Source organism: Halorarum sp. SLYT50, assembly GCF_059821265.1.
Genome location: NZ_CM187555.1, coordinates 898,538 through 919,412, shown reverse-complemented (window position 1 = coordinate 919,412; position 20,875 = coordinate 898,538). Strand labels below are relative to the sequence as shown.

Below are 20,875 nucleotides of genomic sequence, written 5' to 3'. Positions count from 1 at the left end.
GCCGGGTCAGGGGGCGACGAACAGCACGACGTTCCGGTTCCAGAGGCCGAGCCGGAGTTCGAACTGTCGGTACTCCCCGAACTGTTCGTGCACGTCGACGCGTTCGGACGACGTCGTGACGACGACCGGCGGCCGTTCCACGGGGAGTCCGGCGGCCGAACGGGCGCTCGCCGTCTCCGCACCCATCCGCTCGAAGTACCACTGGAGCGGGAGGCGCGCTCCCCAGCCCTCCTGGTCCGACGGGGGGACCGGCGGCCGGGAGTACTCCCGGTTCGTGTGGAGGGCGTCGCCGACGTACACCACGTCCGGACCGTCGTCGTTGTCTTCGATAGCGCGTTCTGCCGCCGCGAGCGCCGGGCGCAGGTCGTCCGCGGGCTGTGCGAACTGCGCGAACGACGACTCCCCCGTGGGGGCGGCGTACACGCCGGCGGTGGTCGCGCCGACGGCGACGACGCTCGCGGTGACGACGAGGAGGACGGCGACCAGTCGCGCGGGGTTCGTCCGCGCGCTCACACCGCGCTCCCACAGCGTACGGGCGACGCGCGCGAGTCCGACCGCGCCCGGGAGTGCGACCAGGGGGAGGACGTGGACGACGCTCCACGGCTCGGCGCGCATCGAGGCGACCGGGAAGACGAGCAACCCCACGCCGGCGGCGTACGCGCCGAACGCGACCGTCCCGCGGGTGTCGCGCCCGTACCGTTCCAGCACGAACCCGACGAGCCCGAGGACGACGAGCGGCCACGCTGTCGCCGCGAGCGTCCCGCCGAACTCGGCCAGCGAGGAGAGCAGCGGGTGGCCGGCGTTGTCGAGTCGGTAGGCGAACCTGAGCTGTGCGAACTTCTTCGGCGCGGCGACGAACGCCTCGCTCACGACCGCCGGGAACGTCGTGGGGTTCCACAGCCCCGGGCCCATCCCGGCCGCGCGGGGTGCGAAGAAGAACAGCGCGACGCCGAGGAAGACGAACAGCGCGCGGGCGAACGGCGTCGCGCGCGCGACGAGCCACGCCCGGCCGCGGCCCAGTCGCTCGCGCGCCGCGTCGGGCGCGTCCCGGACCCGCGCCTCGTCGAGGACGAGCAGGCCGGCGGCCAGCCAGACCACGGGGTAGGCCACGGCGAACCCCGATGAGGCGAGCGCGAGTGCGAGCGCCGCGGCCGCGAGGTACAGTCCGCCTCGCCACCCGGCGTCGCGGTAGCGGACGAGACCGCCGACGACGAGCAGGCCGAACGCGGCCGCGGGTACGTCGCCGCGGAGCGCCCGGGAGTAGTACAACAGGAGCGGGTCGAACGCGAGCAGCGCCGCGAGTGCGACCGTCTCGTCGTCCCGGAGCGTCCCGCGGAACAGGAGCGCCGCGAGCGGGAGCAGTCCGCCGACGAGCGCCACGACGGCGCGCGCGGAGAAGTCCGTGGGCTCGACGACCGCGAACACCCAGCGGTTCACGACGTAGAGGAACGGGCCGCCGGCGGCCGGTCGGTACTCGTACGCGCCCGACTCGAGGAACCGGAGCGTCCAGTACCCCACCCGGCCCTCGCCCCAGTGGAACGGACGCTGGCCGAGGAACGCGAACCGGGCGAGGAGCGCGAGGAGGGTGAGCGCGCCGACCGCGAGCAGAACGCGGTCGCGCGAGGCGGGCCGGCGCTCGGACATACCCCGCGGTCTCACCCCCGCGGTAGTAGGTCTTCGGGTTCGCGACGACTCCCCGGTGCCACCGTCGAGGTGGCCCGATTCCCGAGCGAACGCCCTCGAGCCGGGCGTCCTCGGCGGTTCTTCGCGCCGCTCCTCCCATGAACGCGCGCGGACAGTTATCACAAACGGTTTCAAGGGTCGGTGTGACCGGTCCATGTACCTACGCTCGTGGCTTCGGTCCGGGCGGACGGTCTCCCGTCGCGGATACGCCCTCCACACCAACCATGATCGGAAACACGGACAAGACTCGCGCCTCGCTCCTCTCGGCACTGCTACTGCTCAGCGTGTTCGCCGGGGTCGTCGGCGTCACGGGAACCGCAACGGCGAAACACGCCGACACCTCCGTGACGTTCGATAACCAGACGGCGACCACCACCGTCGTCGTAACGAACGTCACGCTGAAGAACGACGGCTACGTCGCGATTCACAACGAGAGTTTCGCCGACGACCGCGACAGTCTCCGCAACAGCATCATCGGAGTGTCCGAGTACCTCGAACCGGGCAACCACAGCAACGTAACGGTGACGCTGTACGCCGACGTCCCGGGTCAGTCGTTCGACCAGTCCGAACTGACCGAGAACACGACCCTCACTGCCGGTGTATACGGTGAAACCAACACCAGCGGCGGGAACACGACGTTCAACTGGATCACTCACGAGAACAACTCCAGCGTCCTCGACGGACCGTACCGGAACGACGACCCCGACAACCCGACCATCATCAACGACTCCGCGCTCGTGGTCGCCGAGAACGCCAGTGACGACACGTCCGGCGACGACGGCGGTGACGACGACGAGTCGTCTGACGACAGCGGCGACAGCGACGACTCGTCCGACGAGGACGGAGCGGCCGAGGACGTCGACGCGACGACCCCGAGCCTCACGTACAACGACCAGGAGGCGACCGACTCGGTAACCGTCGAGTCCGCCAGCCTCCCCGACGGCGGGTTCGTCGTCGTCTACAACTCGAGCGGGGGCGTCATCGGGACCACCGACGCGCTCGACGCCGGCGCCCACGAGAACCTCACGATAGAGCTGTCGTCCGCCTTCGAACGGGCGGGCGTGTCGGTGGCCGAGGTCCACCGGGACAACGATAGCGACGGGTCGTTCAACGCGACGGTCGACGTCGCGTACAACAACTCCAACGGCAACGCCGTCGCCGACACCGCCTACATCACGATGGGGTCGAACGACACCACCACCGAATCCAACGAGACCACCGAGACCACCGAAACTACCGAAGCCGAGGAGACGACCGCAGTAGAAGAGACAACGGCGATGGAGGAGACCACGGCTGCTGGCGGTGAGGAGACGACCGCGGCCGAGGAGACCGCGACCGGCGGTCCCGGCTTCACGCTCGTCGCCGCACTCGTCGCGCTCGCCGGCGCCGCGCTCGTCGCCGCGCGCCGCGAGTAGACGCTCCTCACGCGTCCCAGGAGAACCGACGACGTCGGTCTCTTCTTCCGTCCCCCACGAATTCCTTCTTCCGCCGCGACTGCTCGCCGCCGAGACGACGGCTCTGCGCGAGTCCACGACACCCCGGAGGACCGGCGGCTCAGTCGTCCCGTTCCAGTTCGTCCACGATGGGTCGGACCTTTGGCTGGAGTTCCTCCCACTCGGCGTCCGGGTCGCTGTCGCCCACGATGCCGTTGCCCGCGAACAGCGTCGCGCGCTCGCCGCCCGCGACGCCGGACCGGATGCCGACCGCGAACTCGCCGTCGCCCGTCCCGTCGAACCAGCCGACCGGCGAGGCGTACCAACCTCGGTCGAACGTCTCGGTCTCGCGGATGGTCGAGAGAGCGTCCGCGAGCGGCAGGCCCCCGACCGCCGGCGTCGGGTGGAGCGCCTCGACGAGCGTGAGTACGTGTTCGTCGCCGGCCAGGTCGGCCGCGATGGGCGTGTGGAGGTGCTGGATGTTCGTCAGCTTCCGCACGCCCTGCTCACCCTCGCGCACCTCGCCGTACGCCGCGAGCTGGTCGGCGATGGTGTCGACGACGAGCCGCTGTTCGTGCTGGAGCTTCTCGCTCTCGAGCAGCGAGCGGGCGTTCTCCGCGTCGGCCTCGTGCGTGTCGCCGCGCGGCATCGACCCGGCGAGCGCCTCCGTCTCGACGCGCCGGCCGTCGACTCGGACCAGTCGCTCGGGCGGCGGCCCGAAGAACGCGTCGCCGCCGGTCGGCTGGACGAGGAACCGGTAGCAGTCGGGGTACGTCCGCCTGAGCCGTTCGAGCACGTCGGGGATGTCCACCGCGCTCGCCAGCCTCACGTCGAGCGCCGTCGCGAGCACCACCTTCCGCAGGTCGCCCGCGCGGATGCGCTCGACGCAGCGCTCGACCTGCGCGGTCCACTCGGCTCTCGGCGTCCGCCAGCGCGTGCCGGTGACGCCGGGCTTGCCGCCGCTCGGGCGCATCATCGGCAGGTCCGACAGCGCCTCGTGGGCGGCGTCCAAGTCGCGCTCGGCGACCGCCGCCGTGGCGTCGGCACCGTAGCGGTTGACGGTGAGGTACGTCCCCTCGTCGCCGCGGGTGAGCTGGGTCGCCGGGAGGACGAACGACGCCGCCGGGAAGCCGGCCCACGTGGCGTCCGGGTCGTGGTCGGCGTCGAACGAGAGGCCCCCGAGCATCCGGGGTCGCGTGACCGCCGGCCCCTCGCGGTCGGCGTCGGAGAAGACCGTCGCGGCGCCCGCGCGCAGGCGCTCGAACCGGTCGGGACCGTCGGCGACGAGGCGGACGGCCGCGCCGCCGCCGACGAGTTCCAGCCCGGCGGGCGAGGCCCAGTGGACGCGCGGACTCGTCTGGTCGGCGAGGAACGCGCGAAACGAGACGTCCGACACCTCACGACTCCGGCTGACGAGCGTCGCGTCGGCCGCGGGCCGGGCCGGGACTCGCTCCCGTTCTTCGGCGTCCGGCTGGGTCATCACCGGCGGTTCGAGTGGGACGCTCTTGACCCCTCTGGTTACGGCGTCGCGGGCGGGTTCTCCCCCGTCACGACGGCCGTCCTCGACCGACTCCGGACGGTCGCTTCACGCGGCCGCCGCGCGAGCGACTAGCTGTACCGCTCCTCGTTCCACGGGTTCGCCGTGTTCGAGTACCCCCGCTTCTCCCAGTACCCCCGCTCGGCGTCGGTGAGGAACTCGACGCCGGTGACCCACTTCGCGCCCTTGTAGGCGTACTTGTGGGGGGTGACGACCCGGAGGGGGCCGCCGTGGTCCTCCGGGAGCGGGTCGCCGTCGTACCGGTACACGAACAGGACCTCCTCGCGGTCGCAGTCCGCGAGCGACAGGTTCGTCGTGTAGCTGTCGAGCGCGTGGAACATCACGTGTTCGACGCCGTCGCGCACGCTCGCCCGCTCGGCGAGGTCCGGGAACCGCACACCGGTGAACTCGCAGTCGAACTTCGACCAGCCGGTGACGCAGTGGAAGTCCTGCCGCTGTGTGACGCTCGGGAGCGACGTGAACGCCTCGTAGTCGAACGAGAGCGGCTCCTCGACCGCGCCCCACACCTCGAACTCCCACGTCTCGGGGCTCCAGCCGGGCGTTCCCGACTTCGAGAGCACCGGAAACCGTTCGGTCTTGCGCTGTCCGGGGGGAGCCGTTCCCCGCCGAACTCCTCGTGGAGACCGGTGACGTCGCTGACCATGCGCGCCCTTCGCGTCACGTTCACCAAAGGCTACCGACTCGGGCGCACCCCGGACGGAATCACGGCGAACACGAACTTCGATTCACGAACTGGTAATCAATGCCCCGGACTCGGCAAACAACCGTTTCGCGCACGGGAACCGCCCTCGCAGGATTTTTATACGGGCTCCGTAAACTCGCAGGTAGATGCCCAAAGTCGAAATCACCATCCCCGAGCACTTGGAGATGCAGATCGCCCAGATGGTCGAGCAGGGCGAGTTCGTCAACCGCGAGGAGGCCATCGAGGAACTCATCTCGACCGGGATGAAGGCGTACAAGACGAGCGGTCCGCAGGACGAGGACACCGAACCCGGGTTCGAGGACGACGGGATGATGGGCCACGACGACGAGTACGTCTTCTGAGGTCGTCGCGGTCCCCACGTCCCGTCGGCTGACAGCGACTCCCGAACAACGCTTAACTCGGGCGGTCGCATAGCCCCGCGCATGCACAAGGACGAGTTACTCGAACTCCACGAGCAGATGGTCACCATCATGGAGCACTTCAGCGGGCGCGAAGACGTCGACGAGACCCGATTCGAGGCGTACCACAGCCTCGGGGTCGACCCCTCGCACGTCCACAAGTCGAAGAGCGAGCACAAACACGCGGTGTTCGTGCTGGGGAACGCGCTCGCGTCGGCGATGTCGGAAGACGAGTTCTCCAACGCCGGCCGCGTGGGCAAGCGGATGGAGGAACTGGCACAGGACGCGGAGAACAAACTATGACCCCGGCGCTCCCCCGCTCCGCGGACCGCGGGGACGTCGAGGAACGCGTCGCGCGCGTCCGCTGGTTCGCGCGCCTGCTGGACGAGTCGGTCGAACTCCCGGTCGTCAACTACCGCATCGGTCTCGACGCCATCGTCGGACTCGTCCCCTCCGTCGGGGACGCCATCGCCCTGCTCGCCTCGCTGCTCATCGTCGGCGAGTCGTACCGCCTCGGCGTCGGCCGCCTCACGCTGGCGCGCATGCTGCTCAACGTGGCCGTCGACGCGGTGGTCGGGTCGCTCCCGGTCGTCGGGGACCTGGTGGACGTCACCTGGAAGGCGAACATGAGGAACGCGCGCCTGCTCGAACGCGCCGTCCTCGACGACTGACGCACCGTCCCCGTCCGACCTCGTTCCGCCGCCGCGGCCGCTCCTCCGTTCGCCTCGTTCCGCCGCGGCTATCACCCCGCCCCCCGTAGCGCCGCCGATGACCGGACGCGCGCCGAACCGGAACACGCTCTGGGCACGCGCACTCGTCGACGAACTGGCCGCGGCGGGCGTACGGGCCGCCTGCATCTCCCCGGGGTCGCGCTCCACGCCGCTCACCGTCGCGTTCGACCGCCACGAGGACGTCCGGGTGTTCTCGCACCTCGACGAGCGGTCGAGCGCCTACTTCGCGCTGGGGCGCGCCCGCCGGACGGGCGAGGTGACGCCGCTCGTCTGCACCTCCGGCACCGCCGCGGCCAACTTCCACCCGGCGGTGGTCGAGGCGTCGCAGGGGCGCGTCCCGCTCCTCCTGCTCACCGCGGACCGCCCCCCGGAGCTCCGGGACTCGGGCGCGAACCAGACCGTCGACCAGGAGAAACTGTACGGCGACGCGGTCCGCTGGTACCGCGACCTACCGGAACCCGAGGCGGAAGACAGGAAGCTCCGCTCGCTCCGCACGACCGCCGCCCGGGCCGTCGCGACGGCGGAGGGGACGCCCGCCGGTCCGGTCCACCTCAACCTCCCGTTCCGCAAGCCGTTAGAGCCCGCACCGGTCGAGGGCGACGTGCCCGACGACCTGCCGGAACTCGCAGCGCGGGGCCGCGACGGCCCGTTCGTCTCCACGACGCGCGGGCACGCCGTCCTCGACGGCGCGGACGTGCGCGCGGTGGCCCGCGCGCTGTCGGCCGAGCGGGGACTCGTCGTCGCCGGCCCCGCCGACCCGCCCGGGTTCGACCCCGAGGCGGTGACGACGCTGGCGCACGCCACCGGGTTCCCGGTGCTCGCGGACCCGCTCTCGGGACTCCGGTTCGGCTCCGCGACGCGCGTCGCGCCGGTGCTCGGCGGCTACGACGGCGTGCTCGCGGGTGACGGCGTTGACGACTGGCCCGACCCCGAGGTGGTCCTCCGGGTCGGCGCCTCGCCCACCTCGAAGCCGCTCCGGAAGTACCTCGCGCGGACCGACGCCAGACAGCTCCTCGTCGACCCGGCCGGGGGCTGGCGCGAGGCGGAGTTCACCGCGACGGACCTCGTGGTCGCGGACCCCTCGCGGCTCGCGGCGGTCGTCGCGCGCCACGTCGCCGGCCCGGACTCGGCCGACTGGCGCGCGCGCTGGGAGGCCGCGGAGGCCGCTCACTGGGACGCCGTCGCCGACGAGGACGCGTTCTTCGAGGGGCGCGTGCTCGCGGACGTGGTGGGACTGGTCCCGGAACCCGCGACGGTGTTCGTCTCCAACTCGATGCCGGTGCGCGACGCCGACCGGTTCGCCGAGCCCCGGGCGACGTCCGTGACGATGCTCGGCAACCGCGGCGCGTCGGGCGTCGACGGCGTCGTCTCGACGGCGCTCGGCGCGGGGTCGGCGACGACCGACCACCTGACGCTCGTGACCGGCGACCTGGCGTACTACCACGACACGAACGGCCTGCTCGCGCTCGGTCGGTGCGACGTGGACGCCACAATCGTCTGTGTCAACAACGACGGCGGCGGCATCTTCCACATGCTCCCCATCGAGGAGTTCGACCCGCCGTTCACGGGCCAGTTCAAGACGCCGCACGGTCTCGACTTCGAGGCGACGGAGGACCTGTACGACCTGTCGTTCGCGCGCGTCGAGGGCACGGACCGCGAGGGGTTCCGCGACCTGTACCGCGAGAGCGTCGCGAGCGGGGGCACGCACGTCGTCGAGGTGACGAGCGACGCGGAGGCGAGCCACCGCGTGCGCGAGCGACTCGCGGCCGACGTCGCGGAGCGCGTCCGGGCGCTCGACTGAGACGATGGGGGTCCGAGACGGAACGGTCGTGTCCGGCCGCGACGGTCGAGCGGATGGTCCGCCTCGTGGACTCGGCGCGCGGGCGGTCCGCCACGACGCTCCCGAGCATCGGGCAGACACCACCTCCACTGACTCCGACCGACGCCGACGGAGCCTGAACGGACGAAACCCGGCGTCTCGGAGCCGGAGCTACAGCGGGACCTCGACGATTCGTCCGTCGGTGGTCGCCAGGTACGCCCGGTCGTCACCGGCGGTCGGCGTCGGCGCGTAGCCGCCCGGGAGGCTCGCGCGCCACAGTTCGCTCCCGTCGGTCGCGTCGTGCGCGTACACCACGCCGGGCTTGCCGGCGTGCGAGACGACCGCTCCGCCGGCACGAGCGCGCGGCATCGCGAGGTCGGCGGCGGCCGTCGACCACCGCTCCTCGCCCGAGTCGCGGCCGAGCGCGACCACCCGGGACCCGGCGTTGGTGTACAGCGCGTCCGCGTCGAACGGCACGCCCGCGAGGAGTCCGCCGCCGTCGTACGACCAGCGCTCGCTCCCGTCGGCGTCGAGACGGAGGACGCGCTTCCCGCCGACGTAGAGTCCGTCGTGGTACCGGAGCGACGTGACGGGTGCGTCCGAGCGCTCCCAGTCGACGCTCCCGTCGGTCGCCGAGAGCGCCTCCAGCGTCGGCCCGGCGGCGGAGTCGGCGGACCCGCCGAACCGGTCGGGAGCGACGAACACCCGTCCGTCACCGACGGCCGTCGCCTCCACGTCGCCGTCCGGGTCGTACCGGAAGCGGCGCTCGCCGGTCTCCAGGTCGAAGCAGTCTGCCGCGCCGTACGTCTCCACGACGGCGACGCCGTCACCGACGACCCCGCCCGTCGCGTCCCCGCTCTCGCCGGTCCACCGGCGCGACCCGGTCTCGAGGTCCACCGCGAACACCGGGTGCGACGGATTCGAACTGACGGCGTCGTCGCTCGTCGCGAGCACGACCCGGCCGTCGTCGAACCCGACGAACGAGTGGAAGCCGCCGATGCCGGTCTCGTAGCGCCAGTGTTCCTCGCCGTCGGGGGTCAGCGCGTAGAGCCTGTAATCGCTCGCGCCGGTGCCGAAGCTCACGCCGGCGAGCGCGTACAGCGTCCCGTCGTGGACGCGGAGCGACGCGTCGAGGCGCTCGTGGTCCTTGTCGGGTACCGCGGCCGTGGGCGGTTCGAGCGTCCACGCCGTCTCGCCGGTCGCGGCGTCGAGTGCGTGTACCCGCGGGCCGGCGGCGACGACCACTCGGCCGTCGAGGTATAGGGGGTCGCTCCGCAGCGGCGCGTCGAGCGCGCGGGTCCACGTCGGGTCTGCGCCCTCGACGGTGACGTCTCGCTCCTCGCCCGTCGGCGAGCCGTTCCCGGTCGGGTCCGCGGTGGTCGGTTCGCCGGTGGGCGTCGGGTCGTCGGTCGGAACCGGGGTCGGGGTCGGGGTTCCACCGCCGCCGCTCCGGTCGGTACAGCCGGCGAGGCCGAGGAGGGCGGCGCCGCCGAGTCGGAGGGTGGTTCGTCGGGAGACCATGTCCCGACCTTCCTGACCGCCGATATGTGTCTTGTGGTGGCCGCGGGAGCACGGGGACGCGTCGGCGGGAGCGTGGCGACGTGTCCGGACGACCGACGGGCGGCGGCGCGGTCGGAGGACGGGTCGGCGGGACGACGGTGGTGTGAGCGAACGCGGCGTGGCGGGAGTGCGGACGGTGCGGTGGTACACCTTTTTGCGCGCTCCCCCCGGGCGTCCGGTCGTGAGCGACACCGTCTCCGAGACTTTCGACCCCGACCGCTGGGACCCGGTCGACGGCAGCGACGCGTTCGACGACGTCACCTACCACCGGGCGGTCGACTCCCCCACCGTTCGAATCGCGTTCGACCGGCCGGAGGTGCGCAACGCGTTCCGGCCCGGCACGGTGGACGAGTTGTACGCGGCGCTCGACGACGCCCGGAAACGCGCAGACGTGGGCTGCGTCCTCCTGACCGGGAACGGTCCCTCGCCGAAGGACGGCGGCTGGGCGTTCTGCGCGGGCGGCGACCAGTCGGTCCGCGGCGAGTCGGGCTACGAGTACCGCGAGGGCTACGAGTACCGCGAGGGCGACGACGAACTCGTCCGACAGGCGAAGGCCGGCCGCCTGCACATCTTGGAGGTCCAGCGACTCGTCCGGTTCATGCCCAAACCGGTCGTCGCCGTCGTCCCGGGGTGGGCGGTCGGCGGCGGCCACTCGCTGCACGTGGTCTGTGACCTCACGCTCGCCAGCGCCGACCACGCGAAGTTCCTCCAGACCGACCCCGACGTGGCGAGTTTCGACGGCGGGTTCGGGTCGGCGTACCTGGCCAAACAGGTGGGCCAGAAGCGCGCCCGCGAGGTGTTCTTCCGCGGGAAGACCTACTCGGCCCAGGAGGCGGTGGAGATGGGGATGGCGAACGAGGCGATACCCCACGACGAACTGGAGGACGTCGCGCTGGAGTGGGCCGACGAGATGACGGACAAGTCGCCGACGGCGATGCGGATGCTCAAGTACGCGTTCAACATGACCGACGACGGACTCGTCGGTCAGCAGGTGTTCGCGGGCGAGGCGACCCGCCTCGCGTACACGACCCCCGAGGCGCGCGAGGGGCGCGACGCCTTCCTCGAGGGGCGCGACCCCGACTTCTCGGCGTACCCCTGGCACTACTGAGCGCCGCCTCGCGGTCCGCGCCTCGTGGCTCGCGGCTCATTGGTTCCGATTCCAGTCGTCTCAGTGAAACTCTTGCCCGGCGACACCGTACCACGCCGACTGTCGAACCGATGCATCGTCCCGTCGAACCTCCAGCGCCCGGTCGGCCCGTGAGTTCCGACGACGCGAGTGTCCCGTGGCGCTCGCGCACCGTCCAGGTCGTCCTCGCGAGCACCGCGCTCGCGCCGCTGGGCGTCCCGCTAATCAGCCCGGCGCTCCCGGCGTTCCGCGACGCGTTCGGACTGACGGAACTGCAGGCGAGCTGGCTCGTGAGCGGCTACTTCGTCTCCGGCATCCTGCTCTCGCCGCTCGTCGGTCTGCTCGCCGACCGCGTCGGGCGCAAGCGCGTGCTCGTCGCCGGCCTCGCGGCGTTCGGCCTGCTCGGCGGTGGGATGGCGTTCGCGCCCTCGTTCGGCGCGGTGATGGCGCTCCGGGTCGCGCAGGGGACCGCCGCCGCGGCCATCTTCATCACGACGGTCACCATCGTCGGCGACAGCTACGAGGGGGTCCGGCGCAACGCCGTCCTCGGCGTCAACGTCGCCGTCCTCTCCGCGGCGGCGGCGGCGTACCCGGTGCTCGGTGGCGCGCTCGTCGCCGTCTCGTGGAACGCCCCGTTCCTCGCGTACTTCGCGGCCGTCCCGGTCGCGCTGTTCGCGTACCTCGCGCTGAGAGAGCCGCCGCGTCCCGCCGGCGACCGGGGGGTCGCGTACCTCCACGCCGCCGTCCGCGCCGTCGCCGCGCCGCCGACGCTGGCCCTGTTCGGCGTGACGTTCCTCACGGAGTTCCTGGCGTTCGGCGTGGTGTTCACCACCCTGCCGTTCGTCCTCGAACCGGCAACGTCGCCCCTGTTCGTCGGCCTCGTGCTGTTGGCGGCCGAAGTCGCCTCGATGGTCGCGGCGGCGCTGAGCGGGCGACTGTCGCGGCGGCTCTCGACGGCACGACTCGTCGCTGCCGGCTTCGCCTGCTACGGCGTGGGGTTCCTGTTCGCGTGGCTCGCGCCGACGCCGGCGTTCGTCGCCGTCGCCGTCGTATTCGTCGGGGGCGGCATCGGCCTGCTCCTGCCGAGCGTCGACGCGGCGCTGAGCGACCGGACTCCCGCGCAGTATCGCGCCGGCGCGTTGAGCCTGCGAAACAGCACGACGTTCCTCGGGCGGACGACCGGTCCCGTCGTCTTCGTCGGACTGGCGGTCACGGCCGGCGTCGGCTACGCGCCCCTCCTCCTCGCGGCGGGGGGCGTCGCCGTCGCGGCGGCGGCGCTCGCCGCGGCGAGCGGCGGACGGCCGTGAGGTGGGACGCGGCGCAACGAGAGCGACGCGGGAACGCCGGGACCCCGCCGTCCGTCGGTCACGCCGCCGTCGCGTCGGTCGACTCGGAGTCGACGCGGGAGACGAGCGCCCCACGAGGAGCACGCAGACCACCCCGACGGCGCCCACCGCGAGGAACGCCGTCCGGAACCCCCGCGCCTCGATGAGCGCGCCGAACAGCGGCGCGGCGACGGTGTTCCCGACCATGAGTCCGACGGTGATGACCGCGAAGTTCCGGCCGACGTCGCCGCGCTCGGAGAGCGCGTCGGCGAGTTTGTCGCGCGCGGGCATGGCGAGGCTCCCGACGCTGCCCGCGAAGACGGCGCAGGCGGCCGCCGCCAGCGGCGGGACCGCCATCGAGGCGAGCGCGAACACGAACGCCGTGACCAGCGCGTAGCTCCCGACGAGGATGGGACCGGGTCGGAACCGGTCGGTGAGGCCGCCCCCGAGGAGGACGAACCCGGCGCCGACGACGAACGACGCCGAGAGCGCGAGGTTCGCCGTCCCCGCGGCGAGTCCGTAGCCGTCGGTGAGCAGGACGACGACGTACGTCGTCACGCCCCACATCATCGTCGAGGCGACGAGCGCGAACGCCCCGAGACCGAGAATACCCGGCGCGGCGCGCATCGAGTCGACGCCCGCGCGGAGCCGCGAGCCGAGCGACGCCGCGCCGGCGTCCGCGGCCGAGCGGTGCGGCCGGCGGACCGACGGGGAGACGACAGGCGGAGCGTCGCGACGCAGACGACGCCGAGCGCGAGGCCCAGACCGCCGACGAGTGCGAACGCGTCGCGCCACGTCGCCCCGGGGAGCGCGATGACGGCCGTGATGAGCACGGGCGGCGCGGCGAACCCGAGGTTGCCGGCGAAGCCGTGGATGCTGAACGCCCGCGCGCGTTCCGACTCCGGCGTCGCGTCCGCGAGGAGGGGGAAGTGCGAGGGGTGGTGTCCGGCGACGCCGAGCCCGACGAGCGCCTGTCCGGCGACGACCCACTCGAACGTCGGCGCGGCGGCGATGACGAGCACGCCGAGCGAGCCGAAGCCGAGACAGAACCCGAGCGCGAGCGTCCGGTCGCGCGTGTCGGCGAGGTGGCCGTACGGAAGTTGGAAGACGGTGTTGACGAACGCCTGCACGCCGATGGCGAACCCCAACTGGGCGAGCGTCACGTCGAACGCGACGGCGAGCACGCCGAGGACGGGCGGGAACAGCACGAGGTACGCGTGGTTCACCGCGTGTGACCCGCTGACGAGACCGACCACGAGGGCGGTCTCGCGGCGGGCGGTCGAGGCGGCGGGGCCGGGCGAGGACACGTCGATGACCGGGAGTCGGTGACCGGAATCCGAGAAGCTACCGGTGGCGGTGAAGCGGGCGCCGCGGCCGGGGTGAAACCCGAACTTTCACCCCCGCGGCACGCCGACGGACACCAATGAGTACGGGAACGGAGGAACTGACCCGCCGGCGGGCGTGGCTCGTCGCCGCCCGCCCGCAGACGATGCCCGCCGCGCTCGCGCCGGTCGCGGTCGGGGCGGGACTGGCGCTCCGCGACGGCGTGTTCCGGCCGCTCCCGCTGTTGTTCGCGCTCGTCGGAGCCGCGCTCATCCAGGTGGGGACGAACTTCGCGAACGACTACTACGACGCCGTACAGGGCGCCGACACCGAGGCGCGCGAGGGGTTCACCCGCGTCACCGCCGGCGGCATCATCGACCCCGCCGAGGTGAAACGCGCGATGTGGCTCACGTTCGCCGCGGCCGTCCTCGTCGGCACGTACCTCGTCTCCGTCGGCGGCCTCCCCATCCTCGTCGTCGGTCTGCTGTCGGTCGCCGCCGGCGTCGCGTACACCGGCGGACCGTACCCGCTCGGCTACCACGGGCTGGGCGACCTGTTCGTCTTCGTCTTCTTCGGGCTGGTCGCCGTCGCCGGCACGTACTACGTGCAGGCGGCGGCCGCGCTCGGCGTCGAGTTCTTCACGCTGGTCCCGCGCGCCGAACTCGTCCCGGTGGCCGCGCTCGTGGCCGCGCTCCCCGTCGCGGGCATCTCGACGGACATCCTCGTCGTGAACAACGTCAGGGACAGAGAGGAGGACGCGACGACGGGCAAGCGGACGCTCGCCGTGCGGTTCGGCTACGGCTTCTCGCGCGCCCAGTACGTCCTCCTACTCGGGATGGCGTACACCGTCCCGGTCGTCTTCGCCGTCTCGACGGGCGACCTCACGACGCTGCTCCCGCTCCTCACGCTGCCGTACGCGGCGCTCGTGACCCGGACGGTCCTGACCGAGACGAGCGGCGAGGCGCTCAACCCCGCGCTGGAGCGGACCGGGAAGCTCCTCGCGGCGTTCGCGCTCCTGTTCGCCGTGGGGCTGGCGGTCTGAGATGGCGGTCGACCTCCGCCTCCGCGAGTACTCCCTCCCGCTCCGGTCGCCGCTCGTCACCGGGGCCGGCGAGATGTCGGTACGGCGGGTCGTGGTCGTCGCACTCGACGGCGAGGACGACGGCGGTGTGCCCCTGCGCGGCGTGGGCGAAGCGGCGCCACTCCCGCCGTGGACGGAGGGGTTCGACGCGTGCCGGGGCGCACTCGACGAGGTCCGCGAGACGCTCCACCGAGGGGCGACCGTCGCGCTCGACGACCTGCCCGCGGCCGCCCGACACGCGGTCTCGCTCGGTCGGGCCGACGCCGCCGCCAGACGCGAGGCTGTCCCCCTTTCGGCGTGGCTCGCGGACCGGGCGCTCCTCGACGTTGACCCGGTCGACTCCGTCCCCGTCAACGCCACCGTCGGCGACGGGTCGCTCGCGGAGACGGTCGCGGCGGCCGAGTCGGCCGTCGCGGACGGGTTCGACTGCCTCAAACTCAAGGTCGGCGCTCGCTCGCTGGACGCCGACCTCGACCGTCTCGAGGCGGTCCGGGCGGCCGTCGGCGACGCGGTGACGCTCCGGGCCGACGCCAACGGGGCGTGGGAGTTCGGCGACGCCGACCGGGCGGTGGACGCGCTCGCGTCGCTCGGATTCGAGTACGTCGAACAGCCCCTCCCGGCCGACGACCACGACGGCCACGCGGCGCTCCGGGGCCACGGGGTGGGTATCGCGCTCGACGAGTCGGTGAACGGGTCGGGAGACTGGCCCCGGCCGATAGCCGAGTACGCCGACGTGGTCGTACTGAAACCGATGGCACAGGGCGGCCCGGCCGCGACGGCGTCGCTCGCGCGACACCTCCACGCGCGGGAGGTGGCCCCGGTCGTCACCACGACCGTCGACGCCGTCGTCGCCCGGACCGCGGCGGTCCACCTCGCGGCGGCGCTCCCGGACGCCGACGCCCGCGCACACGGGCTGGCGACCGCCGACCTGCTCGCCGAGGACGTGGCCGCGGACCCCGCGCCGGTCGCGGACGGTCACGTCAGCGTGCCCGAGGGGCCAGGAATCGCCGGCGACGCGTTCGACGGACTGGCGTGACCGGGCGGGCCGACCGCCGCTCGGGTTCGCCGGTCCCGCCGCTCCGTCACTCCTCCCGCACGTCGACGACGCCCTTCATCCCGAGGTTCTCGTGGGGGGAGCAGTAGTACTTCGAGGCGCCCGTCTCCTCGAAGGTGTGGGTGAACGTCGCCCCCTCGGCGGCTTTCAACTCGCTCTCGTAGTCGCCGCCGTCCTCGACGACGTTGTGCTGACTCCCCCTTCCCGTCCACTCCCAGCGGACGGTCGTCCCGGGGGCGACGGCGACGGCCGCCGGGTCGAACACGAAGCCGTCGCCCGCGCCCACCCGCACCGTCACCTCGGACCGGCCGGTCCTGTCGACCGTTCCCTCGTAGTTCGGTACGTCCTCCATCCAGCCGCCGTACTCGCCTCCCGTCGAGCCGTCGTCGCCGAGACCCGACACGCACCCGGCGAGCGCGGCGACTCCGGAGGCACAGCCCGCGAGCAGCGCTCGCCGCGTCGTCCGCTCCGCGTTCCTCGTCATCGGGTAGCCTACTCGCCGGCCGGATAATGACTCCGACGACTTCCCGCGCCGCTCGTACTCGCTCCGGCTTCCCGGCGCGGGAAAGACTTTAGCTCCGACCCTCCGACCTGCATTGGCATGGCAAATCTTGTCAGGAACGTCGCCGAGACCGCGGCGGACCGCGGAGAGGCGACCGCCGTCGGGTTCCGGGGCGAGACGCACAGTTACGCCGACCTCTGGGGCATGGTCGGCGCGTTCGCGTCCGGTCTCGACGACGCCGGCGTCGGGCCGGGCGACCGGGTGGGGCTGTACCTCCCGAACCTCCCGCAGTTCGTCGTCGGGTTCCACGGGACGCTCCGGGCGGGCGGGGTCGTCGTCCCGATGAACCCCCAGTACAAGGCGCGCGAGATCGAGCACCTGCTGTCGGACTCGGACGCGAGCGTCGTCGTCTGTCTCCCCGACCTGGTGCCGTTCGTCGAGGAGGTGCGCGAGGAGACGGCAGTCGAGCGGGTGGTGACCGTCGGCGAGGCCGACCCGGAACCCGGGACGGAGAGCTTCGAGTCGTTCTGCGGCGACCCGGCGTTCGAGACGGTCGCGCGCGACGACGGCGACGTCGCCTGCCAGCCGTACACCTCGGGGACGACCGGGACGCCGAAGGGGGTGTTGCTCACCCACGAGAACCTCCGGTCGAACGCGGAGATGGCGGCGACGCTCCCGGTCGACGGCATCCGGTCCGACGACCGTCAACTGGGCGTGCTACCGCTGTTCCACATCTACGGGATGACGGTCGTGATGAACGCGACGCTGTTCGCCGGCGCGTCGTACCACCCGCTCCCCTCGTGGGACGCACAGGAGGCGATGGACCTCGTCGAGTCCGAGGAGCTCACGATGATGCACGGCGTGCCGGCGATGTACAACGACGTCGTCAACCAGCCGGACGCAGAGGACCGCTCGCTCTCGTCGCTCCGGATGTGCGGCGTCGGCGGCGCGGGCATCCCGACGGAGGTGCTCCGGCGGTTCGAGGACCTGTTCGACGCGGAGATATACGAGGGGTACGGGCTGACCGAGACCAGCCCGGTGACCCACTTCAACAGCCCCGGCGAGGGTCGGCGCGTCGGCTCCATCGGCCGGACGCTCCCCGGCGTCTCCGCGATGGTCGTCGACGAGGAGTTCAACGAGGTACCCCCCGTCGAGCGCGGTCCGCTCGACGAGGCGGAGACCGACCTCGACGACGTGACGGGCGAACTCGTCGTCGCCGGGGCGAACGTGATGAAGGGGTACCACGACCGCCCCGCGGACACGGAGGCCGCGTTCACCGAGCGCGGCGGCACGCGGTGGTTCCACACCGACGACATCGGCTACCACGACGCGGACGGGTTCTACTACGTCGTCGACCGGCAGACGCACATGATAAACACAGCGGGCTACAACGTCTACCCCCGCGAGGTGGAGGAACTCCTGTTCGAACACGAGGCGGTCGCCGACGTCGCCGTCGTCGGGATTCCCGACGACCGGCGGGGAGAGACGGTGAAGGCGTTCGTCGTGACGCGCCCCGGCGCGTCGGTCACCGCCGACGAACTACGCCAGTTCTGTCTGGACAACCTCGCGGAGTACAAACACCCGCGCGAGGTGGCGTTCGTCGAGGAACTGCCGCGGACGACGACCGGGAAGGTCCAGAAGTTCGCGCTCCGGGAGCGGTAGCGCGGGCGGGGTGCCGGGAGTCGCCAGCTTCGTCTGCGTTCGTCCTCGACCCGCGCTCGCCTCCACTCGACTGGCGCGGCCCCGTAGCCGCGGCGCCCGCAGGGAGCCGTCGTCCGAAACATAACAAGAGTTTAGGCGGACTCCGGCAATCCACGAGGTATGACCGAGCACACCGTGGAGTTCGTCGGCACCGGCGAGACGCTGGAGATGTCCGACACGCGGACCATCCTCAGCGCCTGCATCGACGCCGGTATCGCACAGGAGTACTCCTGCCGCGTCGGGATGTGCCTGGCGTGCTCGGCCGAGATAGTCGAGGGCGAGGTGGCCCAGCAGGCCGCGGTGGCCCGCGGACTCACCGAGGAGGAGGCGGAGCGGTTCGCGCTCACCTGCATGGCCCGCCCCCAGTCGGACCTGAAACTCGACCGCGGCAAGTACCCGCCGAGCATCGAGGACGAGGCGGCGGCGGGCGACGCGGCCGCCGCCGACGACTGACCCCAGTCTACCGGTTCTCCTCCATCCACTCGACGCCGAAGTCGACGAGCGGTCGCATCCGCACCAGCGTCGACTCGGCGTTCCCGACGCGGCCCCGCCGCACCGCGTCGCCGTGGTCTCGCTCGAACGCGGCCTCTATCTCGCGGAAGTCGTCCCGGCTCTCGGGCTCCTCGAACGTCACCCAGCGCCGCTCGCCGTCCTCCAGCACCGGCCCGCCGTTCGTCTCGACCGCCTTGTCGTAGTCGGCGCGGTACTCCGCGAGGTGGAGCGACGTGTTCGCGTCGACGCCGAGGCGGAGTACCGACGCGCCCATCTCGTAGAGCCGTCCGAGCGGCGACTCCTCGCCCAGCGGCGAGTCGTACGCGTGGCCCGCGACCACCCGCTCGGCGTCCGCGCCCCACGCCGCGAACGACGTGGTGGGGTGGCGGCTCCGGAGCGTGCCCGGGTAGTCGCGGAAGCACTCGGGTATCGCGCCCATCCCGCGCGTCGGCGTGAGTTCCGGCCGGTACGGCGGCGCGGTCTCCTGTATCGCCTCCATCCACTCGTCCGGGACGGCCGGGTTCTCCCAGTGGGAGGGGTCCGAGAGCTGCGTGGAGTGGGTCGGCATCGCGAGCGTTCCGGTCGCCGTGACGCTCCCCATCAGCGCGTCGACGGCCGTCGGCACGCCGCCGGGCATCCAGCCGACGGCCGACAGCGAGGAGTGAACCAGCACCGTCTCGCCCGCGTCGACGCCGAGGTCGCGCAGGTCGTCGCGGAGCCGCTCGGTCGTCAGCGGCGCGTCCGTCCGGTCGACGACGTCCCCTTCTGGCATACCGAGAGGGGGGACGCCGGCCGGGAAAACCGTGCCGCCCCCGTGCGACTCGGTCACACCTCACCCGACCGCGCAGTTGTTCGGGCCGAGTTCCGCCTCGAACGCCGTCTCGTCGTCCATCGCCTCGCGCCCGAGGTTGGTCGCGACGATGCGCTCGAAGTTCGCCGGCCGGGGCGGGAGGTTCGTGGCGACCCGCTCGACGAACGCCTCGCGGTCGAGCGACAGCACGTCCAGTCCCCGAACCTCGTCGAGCGGCGCGACGTAGCGTCCGTCGCTCGCGTCCGCGACGTCGGCGAAGTGGCCCGGCGCGACGACCGTCGCGTTCGGGAGCGCGAGCAGGCGGTCGTGGAGCGTGTCGAAGGCGGTGTCGGCGTAGTCGCGAGCGGCCGAGTCGCCCGATTCGAGATCGGGCCGTCCGACGCTCCGGAGGAACAGCGCGTCGCCCGTGAACAGGACGCTCCGCTCGTCTCCGTCGTCTCCGCCGTCGCCCCCGTCGACACCGTGGTCGGCGTCACCCGTACCCGTCTCCTCGTTCCGCTCGCCGGCCCAGAGACGGAACGCCGTCAGTTCGCTCGTGTGGCCCGGGGCGTGAATCGCCTCCAGCGTCGCGTCCCCGACGCGCAACTCGTCTCCGTCCTCCACGAGTCGCGCGTCGAACGTCACCCCGCGGTCCCGCGCGCCCGCCGGTAGGACGACGGCGGCGTCGGTCGCCTCGGCGACGGCGCGGACGCCGCTCACGTGGTCCGCGTGGACGTGCGTGTCGACGGCGTACCGGAGCGTCGCATCGTGTTCCTCGGCCGCCTCGGCGTACCGGTCCGCGAACGCCCGCAACGGGTCGACGACCGCCGCCTCGTCCCCGGAGACGACGAGGTAGCCCAGACAGCCCGAGGAGGGGCGCTGGAACTGGACGACGGTCGCCCCACCGGGGGCGTCGAGCGGTTCCTCGAGGAGCACTCGCGCCCACGCGTCCATCCCGCCCGCGAGGTTCACCGCCTCGACGCCCGCGTCGGTCAGCAGGTCGGCTACCTCGGCGCTGGCCTCGCCGCGGCCGCAGACGGCGACGACCGGCTCCGCGAGCGCGTCGGAGACGAGCGCCGCCGGGTCGCCGGTCGCGCCCGCGGCGACGAACTTCACGTGGGGCACCTGCGCGGCCGTCACGGACCCGCCGTCGACGTGCCACGCCTCGAACTCGTCCCGGTCGCGCACGTCGAGGACGGACACCGCCTCGCCGGCCCGGAGGCGCCGCGCCAGCGTCTCCGGCGCGATGGTCTCGCTCATCGGCCCACCTCACTCCCGCCGCTCGAACGCGTGGCGCACGACGGTGGCGTCGTCGTCCCACTCGAACTCGTCGTGGACCCGTTCGAGCCGTCGTCGGTAGGCGTCGAGGTCCTCGGACCCCTCCGCGCGGGCGTCCGCGTCGGTCAGGTCGCCGAGCGTCCGCTCCTCGACGGCGACGAGTTCGAACGTCGTCCCGTCGACGTCGAACGTGTCCCCCTCGTCCGCGTAGCGGTTCCCGCGGTGCAACTGCGTGATGTCCCCGTCGAGCGCCAGCCGACGGACGCGCTCGTTCGGCAGGAGCGTCTCGGCGTCGATGTGAGCCATACGGGAGTGAGG

19 protein-coding genes and 2 pseudogenes are annotated in these 20,875 nt (G+C 72.3%); 11 read left to right on the top strand and 10 right to left on the bottom strand.

The window, feature by feature from the left end:
• Positions 1-6: 6 nt before the first annotated feature.
• Complete coding sequence (locus tag AC6RUA_RS04825; protein ID WP_499814806.1) at positions 7-1,644, bottom strand: flippase activity-associated protein Agl23; 1,638 nt, start codon at positions 1,642-1,644, stop codon at positions 7-9.
• Between the two features lie 137 nt (positions 1,645-1,781).
• Here AC6RUA_RS04825 and AC6RUA_RS04820 point away from each other — a divergent pair, with 137 nt between their 5' ends.
• Positions 1,782-3,098 (top strand): DUF7282 domain-containing protein, encoded by a 1,317-nt coding sequence (locus AC6RUA_RS04820; RefSeq protein WP_499814805.1) that lies wholly within the window; start codon positions 1,782-1,784, stop codon positions 3,096-3,098.
• Between the two features lie 139 nt (positions 3,099-3,237).
• Here AC6RUA_RS04820 and AC6RUA_RS04815 read toward each other — a convergent pair whose 3' ends face one another.
• Positions 3,238-4,596: an isochorismate synthase gene (locus AC6RUA_RS04815; RefSeq protein ID WP_499814804.1), complete on the bottom strand. Its 1,359-nt coding sequence runs from the start codon at positions 4,594-4,596 to the stop codon at positions 3,238-3,240.
• A 128-nt stretch (positions 4,597-4,724) separates the two neighbouring features.
• A pseudogene (locus tag AC6RUA_RS04810) lies at positions 4,725-5,317 on the bottom strand (sulfite oxidase-like oxidoreductase).
• Positions 5,318-5,502: 185 nt separating this feature from the next.
• Here AC6RUA_RS04810 and AC6RUA_RS04805 point away from each other — a divergent pair.
• From AC6RUA_RS04805 to menD, 4 genes are all read left to right on the top strand, one after another.
• The gene (locus tag AC6RUA_RS04805; RefSeq protein ID WP_499814803.1) at positions 5,503-5,718 is read left to right on the top strand and encodes a ribbon-helix-helix domain-containing protein; all 216 of its coding nucleotides are present in this window, start codon (positions 5,503-5,505) and stop codon (positions 5,716-5,718) included.
• Positions 5,719-5,799: 81 nt separating this feature from the next.
• Positions 5,800-6,078 (top strand): UPF0058 family protein, encoded by a 279-nt coding sequence (locus AC6RUA_RS04800; RefSeq protein WP_499814802.1) that lies wholly within the window; start codon positions 5,800-5,802, stop codon positions 6,076-6,078.
• Complete coding sequence (locus AC6RUA_RS04795) at positions 6,075-6,446, top strand: DUF4112 domain-containing protein (RefSeq protein WP_499814801.1); 372 nt, start codon at positions 6,075-6,077, stop codon at positions 6,444-6,446. Before AC6RUA_RS04800 ends, AC6RUA_RS04795 begins: the two co-directional genes overlap by 4 nt.
• A gap of 97 nt (positions 6,447-6,543) precedes the next feature.
• Entirely contained in the window at positions 6,544-8,307 is a 1,764-nt protein-coding gene (menD, locus tag AC6RUA_RS04790; RefSeq protein WP_499814800.1) for a 2-succinyl-5-enolpyruvyl-6-hydroxy-3-cyclohexene-1-carboxylic-acid synthase, read from the top strand.
• A 189-nt stretch (positions 8,308-8,496) separates the two neighbouring features.
• On the opposite strand, the gene AC6RUA_RS04785 is transcribed toward menD, so the two are convergent.
• Positions 8,497-9,846, bottom strand: a complete 1,350-nt coding sequence (locus tag AC6RUA_RS04785) for an outer membrane protein assembly factor BamB family protein (protein WP_499814799.1) — start codon at positions 9,844-9,846, stop codon at positions 8,497-8,499.
• A 220-nt stretch (positions 9,847-10,066) separates the two neighbouring features.
• Here AC6RUA_RS04785 and AC6RUA_RS04780 point away from each other — a divergent pair, with 220 nt between their 5' ends.
• Both AC6RUA_RS04780 and AC6RUA_RS04775 read left to right on the top strand, forming a co-directional pair.
• Complete coding sequence (locus tag AC6RUA_RS04780; protein WP_499814798.1) at positions 10,067-10,993, top strand: 1,4-dihydroxy-2-naphthoyl-CoA synthase; 927 nt, start codon at positions 10,067-10,069, stop codon at positions 10,991-10,993.
• Positions 10,994-11,142: 149 nt separating this feature from the next.
• On the top strand, positions 11,143-12,318 hold the full coding sequence (locus AC6RUA_RS04775) for an MFS transporter (protein ID WP_499814797.1): 1,176 nt from the start codon (positions 11,143-11,145) through the stop codon (positions 12,316-12,318).
• 126 nt (positions 12,319-12,444) lie between these two features.
• Here AC6RUA_RS04775 and AC6RUA_RS04770 read toward each other — a convergent pair.
• Together AC6RUA_RS04770 and AC6RUA_RS04765 are read right to left on the bottom strand one after the other, a co-directional pair.
• Positions 12,445-12,903 (bottom strand): annotated as a pseudogene (locus AC6RUA_RS04770) (MFS transporter); the annotation flags it as partial.
• Positions 12,903-13,643, bottom strand: coding sequence for an MFS transporter (locus AC6RUA_RS04765; RefSeq protein WP_499814796.1), 741 nt, complete (start codon positions 13,641-13,643; stop codon positions 12,903-12,905). The pseudogene AC6RUA_RS04770 and the gene AC6RUA_RS04765, both read right to left, overlap by 1 nt.
• A gap of 116 nt (positions 13,644-13,759) precedes the next feature.
• Here AC6RUA_RS04765 and AC6RUA_RS04760 point away from each other — a divergent pair, with 116 nt between their 5' ends.
• Together AC6RUA_RS04760 and AC6RUA_RS04755 are read left to right on the top strand one after the other, a co-directional pair.
• Positions 13,760-14,701, top strand: a complete 942-nt coding sequence (locus tag AC6RUA_RS04760; protein ID WP_499814795.1) for a 1,4-dihydroxy-2-naphthoate polyprenyltransferase — start codon at positions 13,760-13,762, stop codon at positions 14,699-14,701.
• Between the two features lies 1 nt (position 14,702).
• Positions 14,703-15,776: a mandelate racemase/muconate lactonizing enzyme family protein gene (locus AC6RUA_RS04755; protein WP_499814794.1), complete on the top strand. Its 1,074-nt coding sequence runs from the start codon at positions 14,703-14,705 to the stop codon at positions 15,774-15,776.
• A gap of 46 nt (positions 15,777-15,822) precedes the next feature.
• On the opposite strand, the gene AC6RUA_RS04750 is transcribed toward AC6RUA_RS04755, so the two are convergent.
• The gene (locus AC6RUA_RS04750) at positions 15,823-16,278 is read right to left on the bottom strand and encodes a halocyanin domain-containing protein (RefSeq protein ID WP_499814793.1); all 456 of its coding nucleotides are present in this window, start codon (positions 16,276-16,278) and stop codon (positions 15,823-15,825) included.
• Positions 16,279-16,395: 117 nt separating this feature from the next.
• Here AC6RUA_RS04750 and AC6RUA_RS04745 point away from each other — a divergent pair, with 117 nt between their 5' ends.
• Both AC6RUA_RS04745 and AC6RUA_RS04740 read left to right on the top strand, forming a co-directional pair.
• Positions 16,396-17,958, top strand: coding sequence for a long-chain-fatty-acid--CoA ligase (locus tag AC6RUA_RS04745; RefSeq protein WP_499814792.1), 1,563 nt, complete (start codon positions 16,396-16,398; stop codon positions 17,956-17,958).
• 159 nt (positions 17,959-18,117) lie between these two features.
• The gene (locus tag AC6RUA_RS04740; RefSeq protein WP_499814791.1) at positions 18,118-18,450 is read left to right on the top strand and encodes a 2Fe-2S iron-sulfur cluster-binding protein; all 333 of its coding nucleotides are present in this window, start codon (positions 18,118-18,120) and stop codon (positions 18,448-18,450) included.
• Between the two features lie 7 nt (positions 18,451-18,457).
• Here the strand turns inward: AC6RUA_RS04740 and AC6RUA_RS04735 are convergent, their stop codons facing one another.
• Genes AC6RUA_RS04735 through AC6RUA_RS04725 form a run of 3 tightly spaced genes read right to left on the bottom strand, consistent with a single transcriptional unit; the run spans position 18,458 to position 20,863 of the window.
• On the bottom strand, positions 18,458-19,261 hold the full coding sequence (locus tag AC6RUA_RS04735; protein ID WP_499814790.1) for an AAC(3) family N-acetyltransferase: 804 nt from the start codon (positions 19,259-19,261) through the stop codon (positions 18,458-18,460).
• Between the two features lie 60 nt (positions 19,262-19,321).
• On the bottom strand, positions 19,322-20,539 hold the full coding sequence (locus tag AC6RUA_RS04730; protein ID WP_499814789.1) for an MBL fold metallo-hydrolase: 1,218 nt from the start codon (positions 20,537-20,539) through the stop codon (positions 19,322-19,324).
• Positions 20,540-20,548: 9 nt separating this feature from the next.
• Positions 20,549-20,863, bottom strand: a complete 315-nt coding sequence (locus tag AC6RUA_RS04725) for an ASCH domain-containing protein (RefSeq protein ID WP_499814788.1) — start codon at positions 20,861-20,863, stop codon at positions 20,549-20,551.
• Positions 20,864-20,875: the final 12 nt, after the last annotated feature.